Genomic DNA, 21,755 nt, shown 5'->3' with positions numbered 1-21,755 from the left:
AACGCCCGAAATCTGTGCCGGTATGGACGATTGGCGGTCGAAATCCAGTTGAGAAGGATTGCGCCCGTGGTGCTCTTCCTGACTGACCTCGATCCGCGTGCACGCATCAAGGGATCCCGCGACGGGCTCGGTGCGCAGGCGGTCTGGTCAGCCGCGGGACGCCCGCTCATCGGCAATCTCACCACGGTCACGGACTCGCTGACGGACTTCACCACCTTGCTCGTTGGGCTGCGCCTGGCCGAACTCGCGTCTCCAGACGAATTGGGCAACACCACGACCGCCTTCCTGATCTGGGAGCAGATGGCGGCGTACGTGCGGCACGTCGTGCACGACCATCGGGGTTTCTTCGGGCGGCAGCGGATCGCCGCGCGAGCAGCGAAGGCCGGCAGCAACGGCGGCAAGGTGTATCTGTCTGCCCAGCCGGAGCACCAGATCCTGAGCAACCAGCGAACGGACGGATTGCTCGGCAACTACACCGCGCCGGCCCGGGTGTCCGGGCTCGTCACGCCGGGAAGCCCCGTGCGGCTCACCCCTGAGACGAGCGCCTTCGTCGACGATGTCTACCTGCCGCGATTGGAATCCGGGTGGGGCCGAGATGTTCGCTCTCTCGTACGAGAACTGCGGCGGGAGCGGGTTGTGTTCGACCTGGGCGAAAGCACAAAGTGTGGGGCGGTGGCCAGCATTTTCACGCCGGAAATGTCGCAGCGGGAGATCGAGTTCTACCGTCACCACCTCGTCGAGGGAGGACCGGGTGATCTCACCAAGGGGCGGCAGGCGAGACTCGCCGTCCTGCTCGAAACCAGATCCCCCAACTCGATCCGCCCCTCACGGCCGTACCTGACATCAATCGCCGACGACGCAGAGTCGCGCGGCTGGAGTGACATCGCCGACCTGGTGCGCCGGATCATCGCCTGCGAATCCGTGCTCGCGCCGGCCTCCATACTCTTCGGCTACCTGCTCGGACGGGATGGTGCTGGCCTCGACCACGTCGTGGCCGACCTCCGATCGTCCTGGGGGGACCGCCTTGAATCGATTGATCCGCTTGCGGCGTCCGCTCTGCCCGGCCAGGAGTGGCCACGCATCGCCAAGGCGCTCGCCCACGGTGAATTCCCGGAGCTCATCAGGGCCTTGGCCGAGCGTAACGCCACGGCGATGCAGGAGCGTGGTGCGGCGCTCGCCTGGCTGGAGGTGACCGACCAGGACCACCTGCGGGTGCGGTTCCGGGATGAGCCGGCCGATCTGCCCACCGGTGACGAGGTCCGGGAGCTGTGGCGATACCCGTACTTCATCCCGTCTCTGGTGTCCATACTGAGGGCAATCGGGAAGGGTGCGGCGTGAGCGAGGGCATTCCCCGGGCGGTGCTCACCGAGGCACTTCGTGAGCAGATCAAGGGTCGCGAGGTGCTGGCCGCGGTGTTCTGCACCTTCCGCTTCGACCCCGGCTTCTTCGAGCGCGAGATCCTGCCGGCTCTCTTCGACGTTCAACTGCACCAGGACCCGCAGATCCGGCGCGTCCAGCTCGAGGAGGCGCTGCGACCGCTCGCCGGCCGGGCCGCCGTCTACTACGACCCCGGTGCGATCGTGACGGGGGACGGAACAGCCTGCCTGGACGTACGCCGAATCCCGGTCCGACCCCGCACCGGCTACTTCCATCCGAAGAACGCGATCATTCTCGTGCGCGATCCGTCGACCCAGGAGCGGTCGCTGGTGGTGCTCACCGGGTCGGCGAACCTGACGCAGGCGGGCTGGTGGGAGAACGTCGAATGCGCCCACCTGGAGGAGATCGGCGAGCACGGCCGGTCGCGCACTGCCCCGGAGATCCAGCGGTTCCTCGAACATGTGCGAAGGATGGCCAGGAATTTCGAGTCCCACATCGCCCTGGACGACATTCGCGGTCTACTTCGCACCGTACAACCGATCGTGCACCGCTCGGCGAACCATCGGCTGCACCCCCACTTCCTCTACAACGGTCGGCGCGGAGCGATGGCCCTCGTCGATCAACTCGACGAGATCGCCGGCCAGCGGCTGTATGGCGTGAATCTGGAAGTCCTGTCCCCGTACCTCGACGACGCGGACGCCTCGGCGCCGCTGAAGAGCCTGATCGACCGCTTTCAGCCGAGCAAGTGGCGCGTGCTGCTTCCCGAGGAGGGCGGTGTGGCGCGGTGCCGTCCAGAGCTATACGACTGGGTACGCGAGCGAGGCGGGGAGTGGGGACGGCTACCCAGGGCGGTCCTCGCGCGCGGCGGCAAGCAGGCGGCGGGAGCGACAAGCCGGACCGTGCATGCGAAGGTGTACCGCTTCTTCGCCGAGGACTGGGAAGTCACCCTCGTGGGGTCGTTCAACCTGACCAACCCGGCGCACTCGGGCGGTGGCAACGTCGAGACCGGGATGCTGTCGGAGGTGACCACCGATCGGCGCCCGAGGTTCTGGCTGGAGAAAATCGAGGAGCCGCCACCGTTCGCACAACCGGTCGGCGAGGACGACGCCGTCGATCAGGGCTACGTGCCGCTGCTGGCGCGGTTCGACTGGGCGTCCGGCCAGGCCGAGGTTCTCTGGGACGGTGCCGGCGACAGCCCGCGAATCGAGGTGTACGACCGGGGCGTACACCTCTTCGAGATCGGCCGCCTGGAGCCCGCCATCTGGACAGCCCTCGCCGCCGACGACGCGGCGATTCTGCGCGAGCGACTCCGCGAGACCAGCTTCCTCACCGCCGTCGTCGGCGATCAGCGCGGAATCGTTCTGATCCACGAGACCGGCATGGCGCACCGGCCATCGATCCTGCTTGACCTGACGCCGGCCGACATCCTGCGTTACTGGTCGATGCTCACGGCCGAGCAGCGGAACGCCTACCTTGCCCAGCATGGCGGCAAGCTGCCCGGCAGCGGGGCGGATCTGGCCGTGGAGTCCGTTCCGGTCAAGCCCGTCGACACGATTTTCGATCGATTCGCCGGGATCTTCCACGGGTTCGCGTCGCTGCGTCGCGCGGTGCGCAAGGCCCTCGACGAGGGCCGCGTCGAGGAGGCTCGGTTCCGGATGTTCGGTGCCAAGTACGATTCCCTGCCCGTCCTCGTCGAGCAGGTGGCGGACGACTCCGCGGGAGACCCGTTGGAGCGGTACCTCATGGTGCTCTGCGCGCAACAGCTCGCCGACGACGTACTCGACGGCTTCCCGGCGTTCTGGGAGTCGGATCCGAGCGGGGTCTTTCGGCTGGAACAGGCGCTCGCCGTGCGAGCAGTCCTACGGAACCAACTTGTAGCGCGGAACGACGCCGAGATGGCCGAGTTCCTCGACTGGTACGAACCCCGCTTCCTCAAGACGGAGGCGGTGCCAGCATGAGGATCAGTGTCGACACCGCCGCGCAGTTGCTGGACTTCGACCGGGTGATCCGCAACCCGCAGCGGGCGAGGGACCAGCTCCACGGGGCGGTCGCCCTGCACAACATCCTGCAGCGCCATCACGTCGCGTACCTCGCCGACGAGGTCGGCATGGGCAAGACCTACGTCGCCCTCGGCGTCGTCGCGCTGCTGCGCCACTTCACACCGGACCTGCGGGTGCTCGTCATCACGCCACGGCAGAACATTCAGCAGAAATGGCGGCGGGAGCAGGGTGTCTTCGTCAAGAACAACGTGCGCCTCGACGACCTGCGGGTACGGATGCCGGGTGGGCTGCCGGCGCGTCCGCTCGTACACTGCCGCGACCTGATCCAATTACTCGAGGAGACCGCTGTCGGCCCCGACCGCGACTTCTTCGTCCGCCTCCCCAGTTTCAGCCTCCCGATGCGACGGGATGCGCAGCAGCGACGCAACCTGCGCGACCGGCTGCGTGAGCAGGTGCCATGGCTTCCCGAGGAACTGGTCGACCTGCGCGCCAACGCGGACGTCATCAAAGACCGGTTCGCGCAGGCAGTCAACGCCGCGCTGCCGCACTTCGATCTCGTGATCGTCGACGAGGCGCACAACCTCAAGCACGGCTGGGGCCCGCAGTCGTCGTCCCGAAACCGAGTTCTCGCCACCGTGCTCGGCCGGGATCGGGACGACCTCGATCCGGGACTGCGGAGGAAATACGGCCGGCGCGCGGGCAAGGTGCTGCTGCTCTCCGCGACGCCAGTGGATGACGACTACCGGCAACTGTGGAACCAGCTAGATGTCTTCGGATTCGCCGAACCCTTCCGGCTGCTACGGGACCCGGACGCCGGTGAGCAACAGAGGCGGGATATTGCGGGACAGTTCCTGATCCGCCGGGTGACATCGCTGGAGGTCTCCGGGCAGCGGTTGACCAAGAACCTCTACCGACGGGAGTGGCGTGGAGGGGGAGTTGCCGAGCACGATGAACCGATCCGGATCACGGACGACCGGCAGCGGCTGACTGTAGCGCTGATTCAGAAGAAGGTGAGCGAGCTGCTCGACGATGAACGGTTCGGCACCCGCTTCCAGGTCGGGATGCTCGCGTCGTTCGAGTCGTTCCTCGAAACCAGCGCGCCGAAGAAGGTGGCTGCGACCGAGGATTCCGACGACATCGCCGACGAGACAGTGGAGGCGAACTTCGACGACGCGGAGCAGGCCGCGGAAGCGGTCGAGCGGCAGGGCATCGACGTACCGATGCTTGACGACCTGGCCCGCGACCACTTCAGGCGGTTCGGTCGCGAACTGCCGCACCCGAAGATGGACGCCGTGGTCCGTGCGCTCGACACCTCTTGGCGCGATGGCCGCAAAGGGCTCGTCTTCGTCCGCCGCGTGGCGTCCGTCTCCGAACTCAAGCGCAAGCTGGACGACGAATACAGCGACTGGCTCGTCGACAGGTTGCGGAGCCGGCTGAACGAGCGGCACCGGGCCGCGTTCGACGGCGCCGCCAACGAGTTCCGCCGGCAGCGGGCGCTGCGCGAGTCGGTCGCCGCCGTGACGGCCGACCAGGTTCGGGAGGACGACGACGCCGGCGGGCCGGAGACCTTCTTCGCGTGGTTCTTCCGCGGCACCGGCCCCGCCGGCATCGTCAGCGGTGCGACCATCCAGGCGAGGTTCCGTAACCAGGCCGGCCCGCTGGGCACGTTCTTCGACGACAACCACGTGATGGCGCTTCTGGGCACACGCCCCGGAAAGGTCGGAGACTCGTTGGCGGCCGCGCTCGGCAAGGAGCGCGACAAGGTCGACCGGCTCGTCCGCGAGCACTCACGTCACTATCTGACCGAGGCGAAGCAGTCGACCCGCGGCGCTCGGTACGACGCCGTTCAGGCCGCCGCGCTCGAACTACTCGCTCATCACGAGGGGCCGTACCGCGAACGTGCCGAGCTGCTCTGGCGCGAACTGTATCGCCCCGAGAAGCGGAGCGCCGTCTCGGCCGACGCCGATCCGATGCTTCTGGAGACCCTCACATTCTTCACCGAGCTTCGGCAGCGGCCCGAGTTGCGCAATCTGATCTGGCCGGAACCCTCGCCGGCTAACCTCGGTGAATCGTTCCGAGAACAGTACCTCCGGGCACAGATCCTTTCGGCCGCCGCCCGTCTCGGGCACCCCTTCCTCGATCTGTACGCCGTCGTCAGCGATCACCTGCCTACCCTGGATCCGGCGGCCACGATCGAGGCCGATGGCCTGATCGGCGCTTACCTCGACGAACTCGAACGACAGGCAGTGGTTCCGACCGGAGATCGGGACTGGTCGGCGGTGGACGAGTTCAAGGCTTTGGCCGAGCACCACGACCTGGTGCTCGACATCAATCTTCCCGATGCGCGGCGTGGCGATCTGCGGGAGGCGCGCAGCCTCGTCAGCCGGCTCTTCACTGCGCAGGAACCCGTCGCCGGGATGTCCGGGCGGGTCAACAACCGGCACGTGCAGCAGTTCCGACTCCCCGGATATCCGCTCGTGTTGATCTGCACCGACCTCCTACAGGAAGGCGAGGATCTGCACACCTTCTGCTCCCGTGTCTACCACTACGGGCTCGCGTGGACCCCGTCGGCCATCGAGCAGCGGATTGGACGGGTCGACCGGGTGCGATCCGAGAGCGAGCGCCGGCTGACGAACCTGACCGGCTCGGCGACCGGTGACGACCTACTGCAGGTGTACTACCCCCACCTCACCGACACAGTCGAACGCCTGCAGGTTCGTCGCGTACTGCGCAGGATGAACGATTTCCTCCGACTCATGCACGAAGGCCTGACGCTGCCGGCGGCCGGCGACGGCCACCTCGACGTCAGCCGGGAAACGCTCATCGACGAGGGCGTCCCCCCGCTGCCGGCCGGGCCGCTCCAAACGTCCTTCCCGGTGCGTCCAGAGCACTTGACCGGACCGGACCGGCCGTTGGCCGTGGACGGGACGATCGCCAGGCAGCAGCTCGACCGCTTCAACTCGCTGGTACGCGCGGCTCTACCCGGCCTCGCGATCGAGTGGGAGCGGAGCCAACCAGGACGGGGCACACTACTCGGCACGGTCGTCTTCGACAGCGGGCGGCAACAGCCCTTCAGCCTGCAACTCGAACGGGAGGGCCCATACCTGCTCGTTCACTGTGTGAGCCCCATCGGGCGGATCAACAGTTCGGACCAGTGGGACGACTTGGCGAGTTGGTCGGCCGGAATCCCGGCGCGGCTCGGCACGGTAGAGTCCCGCGGCGGGAGCTACGACGTCACAGTCGAGGAAGATGTCCTACTCACCACGCCGGAGCACGACCCGCCCCGGGTCGCGGCGCTGATCCGGCGGGTCGCGACGCTCGCCGATGGGCTCGAACGGGAGCACCTTCCCGAACGCGATCGCCTGCTCAAGGAGTTCAGGACGGAGTTGGAGCGGGATGTTCGGCATTCGCGATGACTGGCATCGGCTGTGTTCGGTCGATGACATGCGGGCGAAGCGGCAGCACGTGAACGTCTCGTTCGCCAGCGGCCGGTCGCATTCCGTACGCATACAAGAGAGTCCGGACGGATACCTCCTCACCGCCGTGGTCGCCGGCGCCGATGTCGTCGGCCAGTGGCACCGCCTTTATCGCGAGGCGTGGGAGAAGAACCGGCACAGCCGAATGGTGGGATTCCGAGTCGACGGCGAAGGCCGGATGGTCGCCCACGGCTGGACGCCCAAGGCCGGACTGACCGCGCAAGCCTTCCAGAGGCTCGTCCGCGCGGTCGCCCGCGAGGCGGACCGTTACGAGTTCCAGCTGACGGGGACCGATCGGCGATGACGCAGTTTGCTCCTCAATCGTACAGAAACGCGTAGCCGTCCAACTGATTGATGAGTTCTCGCGGATCACCTCGGAGCCGCAACCCTGCGGGCTTCGCCGGGCCTGCCACAATGGAGGAGTGTCGGGCGTCGGTCGAGGACCCGCGTGAGCGAAATCGTAGATGTGCTGCGACTGTGGCTGGACGGGAAACCGACCACCGACGTCGTGGTCTGGGGCCACAGCATGCTCATCTGGGGGCGAATGGGCAAGATGATCCAGCTCGTCGCCGGTGGAGCCGTCGTGATCGACCTGCTCGGCCCCGCCTGGTTCCAGCGGCGGGGTGCGGCCTTGCAAGACGACTCAAAGCTGTTCTTCCGTCGCTCCGAGGAACGCCGTGCGTTTCGCCGGATCATCCGCCTGCGCGAGGCGGTGGCGTGCCAGTTCCTTGCCAACCGCAGTTTCATGACGGGCCCAGCCTCGGCGGTGGTGCGGATACTCCTGGTCACCGCGCCGCCGGATCGCGTGCCTCGAGGTCTCGGGTTGACCCTGGATGAATACCGTGACTACCACCGGCAGGTGGTGGGCCAGGTGCTACGCGAGCACACGTGCACGGACCCGGACCGCTCCACATGCGGAAAACTGCAGGATTACGTCGGGCGCAGGATCGACGAGTTGGTGGCGGCGCAACTTCCCCCGCATCAACGGCGTCTCATCGAGGACGCAAAAGTGGTGGAGATCGGCGGCTATGGCGCGCTCATCGGTTCGCTCATCGGCCTTGCCGTCGTCGCCGCCGGCGTAGCGACCGAGGATGTGAGACTTCTGGTTCCCGGCGCTCTGCTCGTGCCTCTCTCCTGGTCGTGGCGGGTGCGTCTGGTGCTGTCGGCACTGTCGCACCGGGTCCTGGGCGGTCTGCAGCGGGCCGTCGGGCGGGATTTGGGCAAGCCGCAGCTGCTCGTCGCGCTGAGATGGACGGCGTTCACCTTTCTCATCTTCGGAACCCTCCTGGACCTGCTCGCGTCCTGACCGTCAGGACGGCGGCCTGCATCGCGCGGTGGCGCGAGCGGGAGAAGCGCCTGACCCGGACCAGACATGCGGGGGCCAACGACGCGGGCACGCCCCACGTAGGCTGGATCCGGCCATCTCCCTGTCACCGGAGCGCGCCTTGACCCTCACGTACTACCTCTACCTGTCGCACCTGAAGCTCGGCCTCCTCGCGGCCCAGCTCACCTCCGACGCGCAGCACGAGACCGAAGTCGCCGTGGATCTGAAGTTCGTCCGCTACAGCCGCAAGGCGGTCCGGCCGGAGCGCCACGACCTCGACAAGCTGGCGAAGGTGGTCCGGCACCTGCAGGACGCCGACCAGATCGGCGCCGCCGGCGACTCCCGCCCCTACTTCCAGGCCGGCATGAGGATGCGCTGGCAGGTCTTCCCGACCGCCGGCATCGTGGTCTTCGCGGGGACACTCGACGGCCAGGCCATTGTCCTGGGCGGGTCGGCGTCGCACGTGGTCGGTGGCGGTGCCGCCGAGCCGGTCGGGTCGGTCCCGCCGTACCTGTTCCGCAAGCTTCAGGAGCTGCGACCGGATCCGGGCGAGTTCGACGACGAGCGCTTCCACGAGGCGTTGTCGCAGATCGGGGCGGGGCTTCCGGGGCCGGCGCAGTGGGTCGAGTTCATCGCCAAGCGGCTGACCGAGAGGCCCGGACCGGGCGGCGCGCTGCTGGGCAGCCCGATCTACGTGGCGCTCGCCGACTAGGGCCTCGGCGTGGACGCGGGGGAGGTCATCCGGTGGCGGCCGGGGGAGACCGTCCTCGACACGTACCGCATCGACGAGGTGGTCGAGACCGGCGGGATGGGTTTCGTGTACCGCGCCCACCATCTCACCTGGAATGTCGACCTGGCCGTGAAGACGCCACGCCCCGACCTGGCCGCGTCGCCCGGGATCCTCGACCTGCTCGCCCAGGAGGCGCAGTCCTGGACCGATCTCGGCCCGCACCCGAACGTGGTCGGGTGCGCGTACGTGCGGCGCGTCGGCGCGTACCCGGTGGTCTTCGCGGAATGGATCGCGGGCGGTGACCTGACCGCGGCGGTGCGGGAGGGTCGCTGCCGCGACCTCCGGGCGGCCCTCGACGTCGCGATCCAGACGCTGCGCGGCATCGGGCACGCCCACGCCGCGGGCCTGGTCCATCAGGACATCAAACCCTCCAACATCATGTACGACGGCGAGACGGCGCGGGTGACCGACTTCGGCACCGCCAAGGCGAAGGCGTACGCCTCGGAGCCTGCGCCCGGTGACGCCGGGACCGCCTACGCGACCCTCGGCGGGTTCACGCCGCAGTACTGCTCTCCCGAGCAGGTCGACCCGGACGGCCGGATCGGTCGGGCCAGCGACATGTGGTCGTGGGCGTTGACGGTGATCGAGGTGTTGCACGGGCGTCGGCTCTGGGAGTGGGGCCACGAGGGCGCGGACGCGCTCGCGGCGCTGCGCGCCGATCTCCCGCAGGCGCTGCGCGACCTGCTGGCCGGTTGCCTCGCGCGCGATCCCCGGTCGCGGATCAGCGACACCGCCGAGGCGGAGGCCGTCCTCGCCGGCCTGTACGCGGACTGCGCGGGCGGCACCTACCCGCGTTCCGACCGGGTCCCGCCGGCGTTGAAGGCCGACGGCTTGTCGAACAAGGCGTTGTCGCTGTGGGACCTCGGCGAGCAGAGCCGGGCGGTCGAGCTGTTCGAGCAGGCGAGGGCGATCGACCCGCACAACGTCCACGTGGTCTACAACCACGGGCTCCTCAGGTGGGCCGACGGCCTCGTCACCGACGAGACCCTGCTGTCGGAGCTGCGCGCCACCGGCGACTCCTGGGAGGCGGACTACCTGGCCGCGATGGTCCACCTGGAACGCGGCGACGGCGTCCTCGCGGCGCGGCACCTGGCCGAGGCGGACCGGAAGCATCCGGGCGCACCCGAGATCGCGACCGCGCGCGACCGCTGCGCCCGGTTGGCGCCCCGGGGCACGCTCGAGGTGTTCGGGCAGTTCACCGGCGAGGTCGCGGCGATGGCCAGCGACGCCGACGCGACGCACGTGGTGGTGGCCGAGACGTCGGGCAGGGTGCGGATCTGGGACGCCATCGCGGGGCGCGTGGTCACCGAACTCGCCGATTCCGGCCGGACGCCCGTCGACGTCGCGATCGACCACGCCGGGGCGCGGGTGCTCGTCTGCTACCAGGACTCGGTGGTCGAGCGGTGGCGCCTCACCGACGGGTCCGCCGAACTCGAAGGCCGGCTGGACGGGGGAACGGCCGTGGCGCTCAGCCCCGACGGCGGCTCCGCAGCGGTGGGTACGGCAGACGGCCGCGTCCTGGTCTTCCGCGCCGGCGGGTGGGAGCCCGTCGTCGACATCCGGCCCCACGAGGGGCGTGTCACGCGGGTGATTCTCGCCCCGGAGGCGGAGGTGTGCGTCTCCGCCTCGCTGGGGCATCCCGACGCGGATGACCGGGTGGAGCAGTGGTGGCCCCTGCGTCGTACCAGGATGCGGGGTTTGCACCTGCCGCCCGACGGGTTGAACCCGGAGCGGAGGACCGCCCTGGCGACGGACGGGTCGATCGTCCTGCGGCTCGGCGTCCGGTCGATGATGACCGTGGACATGCGGGTGTGGGACGAGCCGCGACGGTGGGAGGTCCCCTGGCTTCTCGGCTGCGACGTGCTCGGCGTCTCCGGCCGGGCCGGTTGGGCCCTGCTCGACCCGGGCAGCGGTGACCTCCAGGTCCTCGAACTGGCCATCCGCCGCTGCGTCCGCACCTTCCCCAAGGACTGGAACCGCGGCTCCCATCGCGAGGTGACGACGTTCAGCGGCGACTGCGGGTACGCCGTGGTCGCCGAGCGGGACGGTTTCCGCGACCGGACCTCGCTGTCGCGCCTCCCCATGCCGCTGCCCGGACATCTCGCCCCTTGGTCGTACGCGCCGCCCCGCCCGGTCGGCGCCCTCGCGCACGAGGAACGGGCCTTCGACCAGGTCATGGCGCGCATCGACGGGATGATCGCGGCCGGTGAGGGGCAGCGCGCCACCGAGACCATCCGCGAGGCCAGGGCGATTCCCGGTTTCGAACGCCATCCACGACTACGCCGGGCCGCCCGGGCAGCGGGCCGGGACCTGGAGCGCACCGGCCTGCACGGCATCTGGTTGGAGCAGGAACTGTCCGACGTGATGCTCACCCACGGGGCCTTCGACGTCAGCGACTCCGGGCGGCTGTTCGCCTTTCCTACCGACATCGACCAGGTGGAGATCGTCGACCTGGAGACGCTCCAGAAGGTGGGTTCCGTGGTCGAGAAGCGGAACCCCGCCACCAGCCTGCGTTTCGCCCGGGGCGGACGCGACCTGATCATCGGCTATTCGGACGGGTCGGTCGCGTGCCACGACACCGTGACGGCCGAGCCGCGGTTCAAGGTCGCCGGCGCCCAGCCCCACGACGAGGGGAAGACGACGCTCGACGTCTCCGGCGACCTGGTCACGGTCGGATTCGGGTACGGGCTGGCGACGGTGTGGTCACTCGACGCCGCGGCCCGCGTCGCGACGATCCGCACCGGGCACGGGCTCATCGCGGGTGTCACGGCCGACGAGAAGTCCCATTCGATCGCCGTGCACCTGCGGGACGGCGACGCGACCAGCGTGGAGGTCCGGTCGATCGACACGGGGAAGCCGCTGCGAACCTTCGCGCAGGTCGACCGGCACACGGAGATCCGCTTCGCCTCCGGCGTGCTGTTGCTGGCCGAGATGGGCCGCCTCACCGCGTGGCGGCCGGGCCGCAGGCGTCCGCTCTACCGTCTCGACGGCGTCAAACACAGCTCGTCGGCGGACCTGGCGTTCGCCGACTCGCGCCGACTCGCCGCCATCGCCGGAATGACGGGCTTCGTGGTGTGGAACGCCGAAACCGGCGAGCTGGTGTACGACGGGCGGGCCGGCGCGGAGCATCCCCTGCACGGGATCGAGGAGATGGCGGTGTCGCCCGACGGGCGGTTCGCCGTGACGGGAGCCGGCGGCGACGAGACCGTCGACGTCTGGGACCTCCGCGTCGGGCGCGGGATCCGGTCGCTGCGCGGCCACCCCGTCCGGGTGAACGCGATCCGCGCCGACGCCTCGTTCCGCACCATCGTCACCGGGGACCACCAGGGCAACGTCCGGGTCTGGGGCCTCGACTGGGACCACGGGAGTGAACAATGACGTCCAGAGACGAGTCACCGGCGACGTTCCTGGCCAACCGGGAACGCGTCAGGTCCTGGCTTGATGCGTGGGAGATCCCGGAGATCGTCTGGACCGACGAGTTCAGCGAGATCCCCCGGCCCTGGGTCGTGGCGGAGCGGGACCGGAAGAGGTGGCTCAGGGACCACGCGCCCCACCTGGACGCGTACCAGTGGATGTTCGTCGGACGGCCGCTGACCCCCGGCGTTCGCAAGGTGCGGGCGCTGTGGCACTTCGGGGCGGGACACCGGTTCGACAAACTCGAACTGACGATCATCAGCGTCTGCGATCCCGCCTACCTGGCCGAGAAGTTGACCCTGGCCGTCCACCACGCCGCGTTGAAGGGATGGCAGGAGGAGGACGCGCAGCCGGTCTACCAGTGGCTCGTCGAAGGGGTGAACACCAGGCCGCTCGACAACGCCGTGCGGGGAAACAAACGACTGGGCTTCGTCCTGCTGCACTTCACCCGCTTCCCGACCCCGGACGGCGACGTGACCGTGTCGCTGACCGCCGTCGAGACGGACCGCGCGATGGACGGCTCCTTACTCGACGCCAACGGAGTCTCCATTCCGCCCACGCCGTGACCCGTCCGGCAGCCGCCCCCGGGCAGCGCTACTCGTAGCCCGGCCCCGAGGGCTGACGGCCGGCGTCACTCGCCGATACGGGGAGAATTTTTTCCGGCGTGAGCGCCACGCTGCTCAGGGTGCGACCGTCCTGATCGGCGAATTCCACCTCGTAAGCAAGCTGTGGTTGGTGGAACACATGCACGATGGTGCCGAGCATGCCGGCCGGCAGGTTTTCCTCCGGGAGCGCTTCCCTGAGTCGGACCAGGTCGTACAACTCCACAGCCAGCCTCACTTAGGGGGAAAGGAGATGGTGACCAGACGTGGTGTGGGCGCACCAGCTTCGAGAATCCAGGCGGTCCGTACCAGGATAGTTCCCGATGGACCGGTCAGCGGCACGTCGACTGACCAGCGATGGCCGTACTGATCGGCCTTGCCAGGGATCGGTGAACCGTGCTGGACACCGGCGCGGATCTGCTGCTCAACGGTCGCGGCGTCCTCCGGACCGAGCCCGGTGGCGGCGTTTATGACCCGGTACTTGTTCTTGCCCACGGGATGCTCGGGGTTCATGGCGTACCCCGCAATCTTCTGTGAGTCGATCTCGGGGTCGGTAAAGTCGGGGGTAGCGGGATCACGAGGTGCCTGAGGCGGTTCCGCGTCGTGCGGCGGACGAGATTCGGGAGAGTCGTGGAGCAGCCGGCTCAGCGCCTGCTTCAGCTTCTCGATCAGGTCGCCGAGCCGTCGCACCTCCGGCATGAGCCGCCGCAGGCTCGCCAGCAATCCCCGCAACAACCGCGCGATCCGCGCGCCCCACGACGCCACCGTGGTGGTGACCTGTTCCACGACCAGCGGCGTCGCGAGCCCGGCGCTGGCGACGAGTTCCGCCGCGTACACGATCAGGCGGGAGACGCACGCGGCGACGGCGTCGCGGACCAGCAGCCGGACGGCGGCGACCAGGCCGGCGGCGCCCTCGGTGATCGCGGCCATGGCCTCGGCGCCCTGGGCGAGCCCGGTGACGGCCTGCTGCTGTTCGCTGGCCCAACGCCGGTAGCCGGTGCCGGCGGCGCCGGTCCAGCCGGCGGCCTCGGTGCGTACCGCGTGGGCCAGGTCGGCGGCGTCCTCGCGCAGCGAGACGGCGACGTTGCGCCAGGTCTGCGCGTGCGCGGTGATCTCGGCGGGGTCGCCGGCGAGCCAGTCCAGGGCCTCGCTGAGCGGTTTGACGTGTTCGATCAGCCAGGCGATGCCGTATTGCAGCAGCGCGCTGGCCGGGTCGGAGACGAGGGCGAGCGCGTCCAGGCCGGCGCTGACCACGCCGAGGCTGCCGTCGATCCAACTGCCGGCGCGGACGCCCTGGGCGATGAGTTCGATGTCCTCGCAGATCCAGATGCCCGCCCAGGCGCTGGGCCTGGTGTCCGCCGCGCCGGCGACGAGCGGGTTGGTGGTCATCGCCGGTTGCGCACCTGGTCGAGCAGGTGTGCGGCCTGGGCGTCGGAGGAGCGGTAGCGCTCGGCGCTGCCGCGCACCTTGCCGGCGGTGTCGCGCACCGAGGTGCCCGCGGCGGCGACGCCGTCGACCATGGCGCGCTGGAGATCGCCCAGCAGGACCGGCATCACCGCGCAGAGCTGCCCGTACGCATCGGCGCCGAGCCGGACATGCTGACCGGCCCGACCGGCGGTGTCGATGCTGTCGGCGCAGCGGTCGAGGTGGGCGGCGTGGGCGGTCAGGTCGTCCGGGTCGACCCGGAGGATCTCACCGGCGCTCATCCGGCGAGCCCTGGTCGGGGTCGAGCCGTCGCCGGTGGGAGTCGACGATCGCCAGCCCGGCGGGGTCGTCCACGCCGAGGGTCTCGGTGGTCGCCTCGGTGAGCCGGCGCAGCAGGTCGACGCGGGCGGCGCGGGTGGTGGCCACGACCTGCCGGGCGGTGTGGGCGGCGGAGTGCTGCCGGGTGCGTTCGTCGAGCCGCAGGTCGGCGAGCAACCCGGACGCGTCGACTGTCACCTCGACCAGGCCGTCGTCACTGCGGGCGGCGCCGGTCAGCGTCTGCGCCCGGGCGGACAGGGCCTGCGCCCGTGCGGCGCGGTCGGCCAGGCCGGACTCCCACTCGTCGAGTCGGCGCCCCGCCGCGTCCAGCGCGGCCTCGTCCGCCCACATGGCCACCCTCCCCAGGGGACATCGGTGACGGCGACGATACCAACCGGTCGCGCTCCGTGGTGCCCGGTCAGGAGGCGGCCGACGCCAGCCGGGTGATGGCCGCCACCGACCTGTCGACGTCCGCCTCCGTGGTGGTGGCGTTCGACACCGAGATCCGCATCAGTCGCCGGCCCCGCCACGTCGTACCGCCCACCCAGCACGTCCCGTCGGCCTGCACCGCGGCCACCGTCCGGTCGGTGCGCGCGTCGTCGCCGAAGCCGACAAGCACCTGGTTGAGGACGACGTCGTTGACCACCTCGAATCCGGCCGCGGTCAGCCCGGCGGCGAACCGGCGGGCCAGCGCGCAGCACCGCTCGACAAGCGCGGCGACGCCGTCGCGGCCCAGCTCCCGCAGGCCGGCCCAGGCCGCGAAGCCACGGGCGCGGCGCGAGGACTCCGCGGTCAGGTCCGCGCCCGCCGGCACGCCACCGGAGCCCACGAGGTACGCGGCCGAGTACGACATGGCCGCCGCGTGCACGTCGGGCCGGGCGCAGAACGCGAACGCGGTGTCGTACGGCAGGTTGAGCCACTTGTGGCCGTCGCAGGCCCACGAGTCGGCGGCCTCGATGCCGTCCACCAGGTGCCGGGTGGTCGGGCTGGCGGCGGCCCACAGCCCGAACGCGCCGTCCACGTGCGCCCAGCCGCCGTGCCGGTGGACCAGGTCGCACGCGGCGCGCAGCTCGTCGCAGGCGCCGGTGTTCACGTTGCCGGCCTGGAGGCAGACGATCGTCGGGCCGGGGCCGGCGTGCCGCAGCGCCGCCGCCAGCGCGGCCGGGTCGACGGCGCCCTGCGGGCCGGCGGGCACCTCCCGCAGCGCGTCGGTGCCGAGCCCGAGCAGGCGCAACGACCGGTCGACGGTGGCGTGCCGTTCCGCGCCGGCGAGCACCCGCACCGGTGGCGCGCCGGTCAGGCCGCGTCGTTCCACGTCCCAGCCGGCGTCGGCGAGCACCTGGTGCCGGGCCGCGGCGAGGCCGGCGGTGTTGGCGGCCTGGCCGCCGGTGACGAAACCGACCGACGCCGACGCCGGGATGCCCAGCAGCTCCTTGAGCCAGGTGCCGGCGGCAGTCTCGGCGGCGATGGCGGCCGGCGCGGTGACGGCGTTGAACGCGATCTGGTCCCAGCCGGCGGCGAGCATGTCGGCGGCGGTGGCCGCCGGGGACGCGCCGCCGACCACGAAACCGAAGTAGCGCGGCCCGGCGGTGGCGACCAGTCCCGGCCCGGCGGCGGCGACCAGCTCCGCGAGCACCTGCTCGGGCGGCGTGGGGGCGGCCGGCAGCCCGACGGCGAACGCCCGGTGCAGCGCGGCCTGGTCGACCGGCACCCCGACCGGCCGTTCCGGCAGCGACCGCCGGTAGTCGGCCGCGTGGTCGGCGGCCCGCCGGAACAGGTCCCTCAGCTCGTCCATCGCCGCACCCTAGCCCCGCTTCCCGGTCGCGCCGCCCCGGGGCGGCGGCGACCGTCGGTCAGTCGGGACCGAGGGCGGCGTCGAACCGGTCCAGGTGCGTCGCGACCGGGCCGGCGGTGAGCATGCCGCTGCCGGCGCCGACCAGCTCGTGCGCCGCCGGGGCGAGGGCCGCCCGGGCCCGCCGGATCGCGTCCCGGTCGCCGAGCGCCACCGCCGCGTGGCCGGTGAGCGTCCACAGCGCCTCCTGAAGCAGGTCGCGCGGCGGTGCGGGGGTGCGGCGCAGCGCGGCGGTCGCGTCGGCGCGGCGACCGGCGGCGAGCAGGGTCAGCGGGCGGGCCCACGGCGCGTACGGTCCCCAGTCGGTGTCGTCGGGAAAGTCGGCCGGCCGGTCGTGCCACACCCGCAGGCACAGCAGCGCCAGCGGGAGCAGGCCGCGTTCCACGCCGGGCATGCCGCAGCCGGCCAGCCGGGTCGCCGCCGACCGGTAGGCGGCCTCCGCCTCCGGGTGGGGCGCGCCGGTCGCCGCCGTGCGCATGGCCCGGTACCAGGTGGTGAAGACACCGGTGAGCGGGGACTCGTGGCGCGCGGCGAGCCGGTCGGCGGCGTCGGCGTGCGTGTCGGCCGTGCCGAAGTCGGCGAGCGCGCCGCGCGCCTGCACCCGGATCAGGTGCCCGAGGATCTCCACCGGGGCGAGGCCGTGCCGGGCGGCCAGCGCGACCAGTTCCGCGCCGACCGCGTCCCGTTCGGCGGCCAGCCCGGCCCGGTGGAACGTCTGCATGAACACGCCGTTGAGCGCCTGGGCCAGCAACGCCGGGTCGGCCAGGCGTCGGGCGATCGCCTCGGCCTGCCGGGCCGCCTCCGGACCGCGCGTCGACGGCAGGCCGCGTGACTCGACCGCGACGGTGGCGAGCAGCCGGGCCCGGGTCGCGTCCGGCCCGTCCGGACCCAGGCCGGCCAGGGCCCGTTCCGCCGCGGCCACCACCCGGGCCGCCTGCTCCGGGTCGTCCGCGCGGGTCCAGATCGCCGGCACGTCGTACCCGCCGATCACCCGCGCGGTGAGGTCCGGGTCGCCGAGTTGCTCGGCCGCGTCGATGGCCGCGACCCGCTGGTCCCGGGCCGCCTCCAGGCCGCCCGGCCCGGTCACCGCGAGGCTGCGCAGCAGGCCGACGGTGGATTCCAGCCGGGCCCGCGAGCCGGGCACCACGCTGCGCTCGTACGCCGCCGCGGCGTCCGCCCACACCCGGGCCGGGCCGGTCGGCTCCGCGTCGGCATGGCGTCTCAGGTCGGCCTCCAGCCCACGCAGTCGCGGGCCGGGGTCCAGGCCGAGCTGGTCGCGCAGCAGCTCGCGGGCCCGGCGCAGCACGGCGAGCGCGTCGGCCTGCCGCCCGGCCCGGTAGAGCGCCAGCGCCAGCAGCCGCCAGCCGTCCTCCCGCCACGGGTGGTCCGCGACGTGGGCGTCCAGATCGGGTACGGCGTCGGCGGCCCGCCCGAGCGCCAGCAGCGCCTCGGCCCGCCGTTCCACCGCGGTCAGCCGCAACTGGTCGAGTCGGTGGCGGTCGGCGCGCGCCCACGGCCTGTCGAAGTCGGCGTACGCGGGCCCGCGCCACAGGCCCAGCGCCGCGTCGAGCCGGTGCAGCGTCGACCCGGGGAGTGCGTCGGCGGCGCCGGTGACTGCCTCGGCGAACCGCCAGGCGTCGACGGTGTCCGGGGCGGCGCGCAGCGCGTACCCCGGTCCGTCGGTGATCAGCAGCCGCGCCGGCTCGCGGGGCGGGCGGTGCGGTTCCAGCCGGCGGCGCAGCGCCGCGACGAACGTGCGGACCGCACCGACCGCGCCCGGCGGCGGGTCGTCCCACAGGTCCTCGACGAGGTGGCCGACGGGCACCACCCGGCCCCGGGCCACGATCAGCCGGGCCAGCACCGCGCGGTGCCGGGGGCCCTTCAGGTCGACCGGCGCGCCGGCGCCGTCCCAGGCCGTGACCGGCCCGAGCACCCCGAAGCTGACAGGCACCGACCCCTCCTCGACCGGGTCACCGTACCGCGCTCATCGGTTGCTCATCCGACGCCGCCACGCTTGGCCGGTACGACGGAGAAGAGAGGCACCGAGATGACCACAGGCATCACCGGATTCGACCACAAGCGTGTCACCGTCGCCGACGGTGTGGCGCTGAACGTGGCGGTGGGCGGCGCGGGCCGCCCGATCATGCTGCTGCACGGCTTTCCGCAGACCCACCTGATGTGGCGGCACGTCGCCGCCGATCTGGCCGCCGACCACACCGTGATCTGCCCGGACCTGCGCGGATACGGCGCCAGCGACAAGCCGCCCGCGCACACCGATCAGACGTACGCGAAGCGGACCATGGCCGCGGACGTGGTGGCCCTGGCTCGGGCGCTCGGGCACGACCGGTTCGCGCTGGCCGGGCACGACCGGGGCGCCCTGGTGGCGGTCCGCGCCGGCCTCGACCACCCGGACGCGGTCACCCACCTGGCGTCGCTGGACGTGCTGCCCACCCTCGACATGTGGGACGTGCTGCACGGCGTGTCCGCGTCGGTGGCGTTCCACCTCTACCTGATGGCGCAGCCACCCGGCCTGCCGGAGCGGATGATCTCGGCGAGCGCGGACGACTTCTTCGGTCACTTCCTCGACGCCTGGACCAGCGACCCGGCGGCTGTTCCGGCGGACGTGCGGGCCGAGTACCTGCGGGCCTCCCGGGAGGCGGTCGACTCGATCGTCGCCGACTACCGCGCCTCGGCCGGGATCGACGTGGCGCACGACCGGGCGGACCGGGACGCGGGCCGGCGGCTGACCATGCCGGTCACGGTGGTCCAGCAGGACTGGGGCGCGGCGCTCGGCTACGACGCGGCGGCGGTGTGGCGGGCCTGGGCGCCGGACCTGGACCACCGCACCACCACGGCCGGGCACTTCATGGCCGAGGAGGCGCCGGCCGAGATCAGCAAGGCGCTGCGGGAACTGCTCACCCGGTAGCGCGACCGGCGGGGGCGGTCCCGCCGCCCCCGCCGGCGAGGACGACCAGTTCGCGGGTGGCCCGGGTCATCGCCACGTAGCGGTCCACCGCCCCGGAGATCCCGTCGCCGAACGCCTCCGGGGCGACCAGCACGACCAGGTCGAACTCCAGGCCCTTGGCCAGCTCCGGGGTCAGCGACCGGACCCGGTCCGACGCCGGGAACTCCGGGTCGCCGATCACGCAGGCGATCCCCTCGGCGTGGGCGGCGAGCCACGCCGCCACCACCGCGTGCAGGTCCGCGCGGGCGCCGTGCCGCACCGGCACGTCGCCGGTACGGACGGACGTCGGCACGTTGGCGTCCGGCAGCACCGCCCGGATGACCGGTTCGGCCTCCGCCATCACCTGTGCCGGGGTGCGGTAGTTGACGGTGAGTGAGGCCAGCTCGATCCGGTCGAGACCGACCCGTTCCAGCCGTTCCCGCCACGACTCGGTGAACCCGTGCCGGGCCTGGGCCCGGTCGCCGACCACGGTGAAGCTGCGCGACGGGCAGCGCGCCAGCAGCATCTGCCACTCGGCGTCGGTCAGCTCCTGCGCCTCGTCCACCACCACGTGCGCGAACGGCCCGGCCAACAGGTCCGGGTCGGCGACGGCCAGCACGCTGTCGTCGACCAGGCTGGTCCGCATGTCCGCGCCGGCCAGCATGGTCATCAGCCCCTCGCCGTCGTCGTAGGCGTGCGAGGCGATCAGCGCGTCGACGACCGTGTCCATCCGCTCCCGCTGCGCGTGGAGGGCCGCGTCGTTGCGGCGCCGCCGCCGGGACGCCTCCGGGTCACCGACCCGCCGCCGCGCCGCGTCCAGCAGCGGCAGGTCGGCCACCGTCCAGGCCCGGGCGTCGGCCCGCCGCAGCGTACGGATCTCGTCCACGCTCAGGTCGGGAGCGCACCGGCGCAGGTAGGCCGGCACCGACCACAGGTCCGCGACGACGTCGGCCGGGTCGAGCAGCGGCCACGCCCGGCCGAACGCGGTGACCAGCTCGCGGTTGCCGGCAAGCGACCGGCGGACCGCCTGCTCCGGCGTGTCGCCGTCGTACCGCTCCAGCAGGATCGTGACCAGCTCCTCCCACACGTCGTCGCGGGCTTCGTTGTGTGGCGCGCCGGGCCCGGCCGCCGCGAACGCCTCCGCCCAGTCGCCGGCGGTCAACCGCAGCTCGGCGTCCTCGACGACGACCGTCAACGACGTCGTGGGCGGCTCCTCGTAGAACCGCACCGCCTCCTCGACCGCGTCGACCAGCCGCGCGGACGACTTCAGCCGGGCCACCTCCGGGTCCGTCTCGGCGCCCGCCGCCGCGCCCTCGGGCACCAGGTCACGCAGCGTGCAGATCTGCACGTCCTCCTCGCCGAGGCTGGGCAGCACGTCCGAGACGTAGCTCAGGTACGGCTGGTGCGGCCCGACGACGAGCACCCCGCCGCGCCGTTCGCCCAGCCGTGGGTCGGCGTGCAGCAGGTACGCGGTGCGGTGCAACGCGACGACGGTCTTGCCGGTGCCCGGCCCGCCGTCGACGACGAGCGCACCCCGGGAACCGGCCCGGATGATGGCGTCCTGATCGGCCTGGATGGTGCCGAGCACGTCGCGCATCCGCGCCGACCGGGTGTCGCCCAGGCTGGCGATGAACGCGGACTGGTCGTCGAGGGCGGCGTGCCCGGTGAGCCCGTCGGCGGTGAACACCTCGTCCCAGTAGTCGGTGATCCGGCCCAGGGTCCAGCGGTAGCGGCGGCGGCTGGCCAGCCCCATCGGGTCGGCGTGGGTGGCGCCGAAGAACGGTTCGGCGGCGGGGGAGCGCCAGTCCAGCAGCAGCCGCCCGCCCGCGCCGTCGGTGAGGCCCAGCCGTCCCACGTACACCGGTTCGGCGCCGTCCGCGCCGACCATCCGGCCCAGGCACAGGTCCAGGCCGTAGCGGCGCAGGGTACGCAGGCGCGCGGTCAGCCGGCGGATCTCCTGGTCCCGGTCGACGGCCTGCCGGCCCTTGCCGCCGGCGGCCCGGCGTGCGGTGCCGAGCCGGTCGGACAGCTCCGCGACCGACCGGCGCAGGCTGTCCGCGATGGTCGCGAAGTGCCGTTCGTCGTCGGCGACCAGGGCTGGATCGGCCTTCGCCGAGAGGCGGTCGGGAAGATCGAAGACGCTTGTGGTGGACGGGTTCACGGGCGTGGGCTCCGATCTGCGGGCACGCGAGGGCCTCCGCTCTTCACGGCTTTCTCAGGTGCGGGGAAATGG

The 21,755-nt window shown here is 71.6% G+C and carries 16 protein-coding genes; 9 read left to right on the top strand and 7 right to left on the bottom strand.

Annotated elements, in window-relative coordinates; genetic code table 11:
• The first annotated feature begins 66 nt into the window (after positions 1-66).
• The 8 genes from O7602_RS14215 (at position 67) to O7602_RS14180 (ending at position 12,947) form a co-directional block, all read left to right on the top strand.
• Positions 67-1,338, top strand: coding sequence for a hypothetical protein (locus O7602_RS14215; protein WP_281589532.1), 1,272 nt, complete (start codon positions 67-69; stop codon positions 1,336-1,338).
• Positions 1,335-3,335, top strand: a complete 2,001-nt coding sequence (locus tag O7602_RS14210) for a hypothetical protein (RefSeq protein WP_281589531.1) — start codon at positions 1,335-1,337, stop codon at positions 3,333-3,335. Before O7602_RS14215 ends, O7602_RS14210 begins: the two co-directional genes overlap by 4 nt.
• Positions 3,332-6,793: a helicase-related protein gene (locus tag O7602_RS14205; RefSeq protein ID WP_281589530.1), complete on the top strand. Its 3,462-nt coding sequence runs from the start codon at positions 3,332-3,334 to the stop codon at positions 6,791-6,793. Before O7602_RS14210 ends, O7602_RS14205 begins: the two co-directional genes overlap by 4 nt.
• Positions 6,774-7,157, top strand: coding sequence for a hypothetical protein (locus O7602_RS14200; RefSeq protein WP_281589529.1), 384 nt, complete (start codon positions 6,774-6,776; stop codon positions 7,155-7,157). The genes O7602_RS14205 and O7602_RS14200 overlap by 20 nt, the downstream gene beginning before the upstream one ends.
• Positions 7,158-7,301: 144 nt before the next feature.
• Positions 7,302-8,159 (top strand): hypothetical protein, encoded by an 858-nt coding sequence (locus O7602_RS14195; protein ID WP_281589528.1) that lies wholly within the window; start codon positions 7,302-7,304, stop codon positions 8,157-8,159.
• A gap of 139 nt (positions 8,160-8,298) precedes the next feature.
• The gene (locus O7602_RS14190) at positions 8,299-8,889 is read left to right on the top strand and encodes an SAVMC3_10250 family protein (RefSeq protein WP_281589526.1); all 591 of its coding nucleotides are present in this window, start codon (positions 8,299-8,301) and stop codon (positions 8,887-8,889) included.
• A 9-nt stretch (positions 8,890-8,898) separates the two neighbouring features.
• On the top strand, positions 8,899-12,345 hold the full coding sequence (locus O7602_RS14185) for a serine/threonine-protein kinase (protein ID WP_281589524.1): 3,447 nt from the start codon (positions 8,899-8,901) through the stop codon (positions 12,343-12,345).
• The gene (locus tag O7602_RS14180) at positions 12,342-12,947 is read left to right on the top strand and encodes a hypothetical protein (protein ID WP_281589522.1); all 606 of its coding nucleotides are present in this window, start codon (positions 12,342-12,344) and stop codon (positions 12,945-12,947) included. Before O7602_RS14185 ends, O7602_RS14180 begins: the two co-directional genes overlap by 4 nt.
• Positions 12,948-12,975: 28 nt before the next feature.
• Here O7602_RS14180 and O7602_RS14175 read toward each other — a convergent pair whose 3' ends face one another.
• The 6 genes from O7602_RS14175 to O7602_RS14150 form a co-directional block, all read right to left on the bottom strand.
• Positions 12,976-13,209, bottom strand: coding sequence for a DUF4926 domain-containing protein (locus O7602_RS14175; protein ID WP_281589520.1), 234 nt, complete (start codon positions 13,207-13,209; stop codon positions 12,976-12,978).
• A gap of 8 nt (positions 13,210-13,217) precedes the next feature.
• Positions 13,218-14,372 carry a WXG100 family type VII secretion target gene (locus O7602_RS14170; protein WP_281589518.1) on the bottom strand — a complete coding sequence of 385 codons (1,155 nt, stop codon included), beginning with the start codon at positions 14,370-14,372 and terminating at the stop codon, positions 13,218-13,220.
• The gene (locus tag O7602_RS14165; protein ID WP_281589516.1) at positions 14,369-14,689 is read right to left on the bottom strand and encodes a type VII secretion target; all 321 of its coding nucleotides are present in this window, start codon (positions 14,687-14,689) and stop codon (positions 14,369-14,371) included. Before O7602_RS14165 ends, O7602_RS14170 begins: the two co-directional genes overlap by 4 nt.
• Positions 14,676-15,077 carry a YbaB/EbfC family nucleoid-associated protein gene (locus O7602_RS14160; protein WP_281589514.1) on the bottom strand — a complete coding sequence of 134 codons (402 nt, stop codon included), beginning with the start codon at positions 15,075-15,077 and terminating at the stop codon, positions 14,676-14,678. Before O7602_RS14160 ends, O7602_RS14165 begins: the two co-directional genes overlap by 14 nt.
• A gap of 67 nt (positions 15,078-15,144) precedes the next feature.
• Positions 15,145-16,521 (bottom strand): pyridoxal-dependent decarboxylase, encoded by a 1,377-nt coding sequence (locus tag O7602_RS14155; protein ID WP_281589512.1) that lies wholly within the window; start codon positions 16,519-16,521, stop codon positions 15,145-15,147.
• A gap of 58 nt (positions 16,522-16,579) precedes the next feature.
• Complete coding sequence (locus tag O7602_RS14150; protein WP_281589510.1) at positions 16,580-18,529, bottom strand: BTAD domain-containing putative transcriptional regulator; 1,950 nt, start codon at positions 18,527-18,529, stop codon at positions 16,580-16,582.
• A 96-nt stretch (positions 18,530-18,625) separates the two neighbouring features.
• Here O7602_RS14150 and O7602_RS14145 point away from each other — a divergent pair, with 96 nt between their 5' ends.
• Positions 18,626-19,504 (top strand): alpha/beta hydrolase, encoded by an 879-nt coding sequence (locus O7602_RS14145; protein ID WP_281589508.1) that lies wholly within the window; start codon positions 18,626-18,628, stop codon positions 19,502-19,504.
• Here the strand turns inward: O7602_RS14145 and helR are convergent.
• Positions 19,494-21,683: an RNA polymerase recycling motor ATPase HelR gene (gene helR, locus O7602_RS14140; protein WP_281589506.1), complete on the bottom strand. Its 2,190-nt coding sequence runs from the start codon at positions 21,681-21,683 to the stop codon at positions 19,494-19,496. The two genes, O7602_RS14145 and helR, sit on opposite strands and share 11 nt — an antisense overlap.
• Positions 21,684-21,755: the final 72 nt, after the last annotated feature.

Source organism: Micromonospora sp. WMMD1128 (assembly GCF_027497235.1).
In the GTDB taxonomy this organism is placed as follows: Bacteria; Actinomycetota; Actinomycetes; order Mycobacteriales; family Micromonosporaceae; genus Micromonospora.
This window is presented reverse-complemented; position numbering and strand designations above follow the sequence as displayed.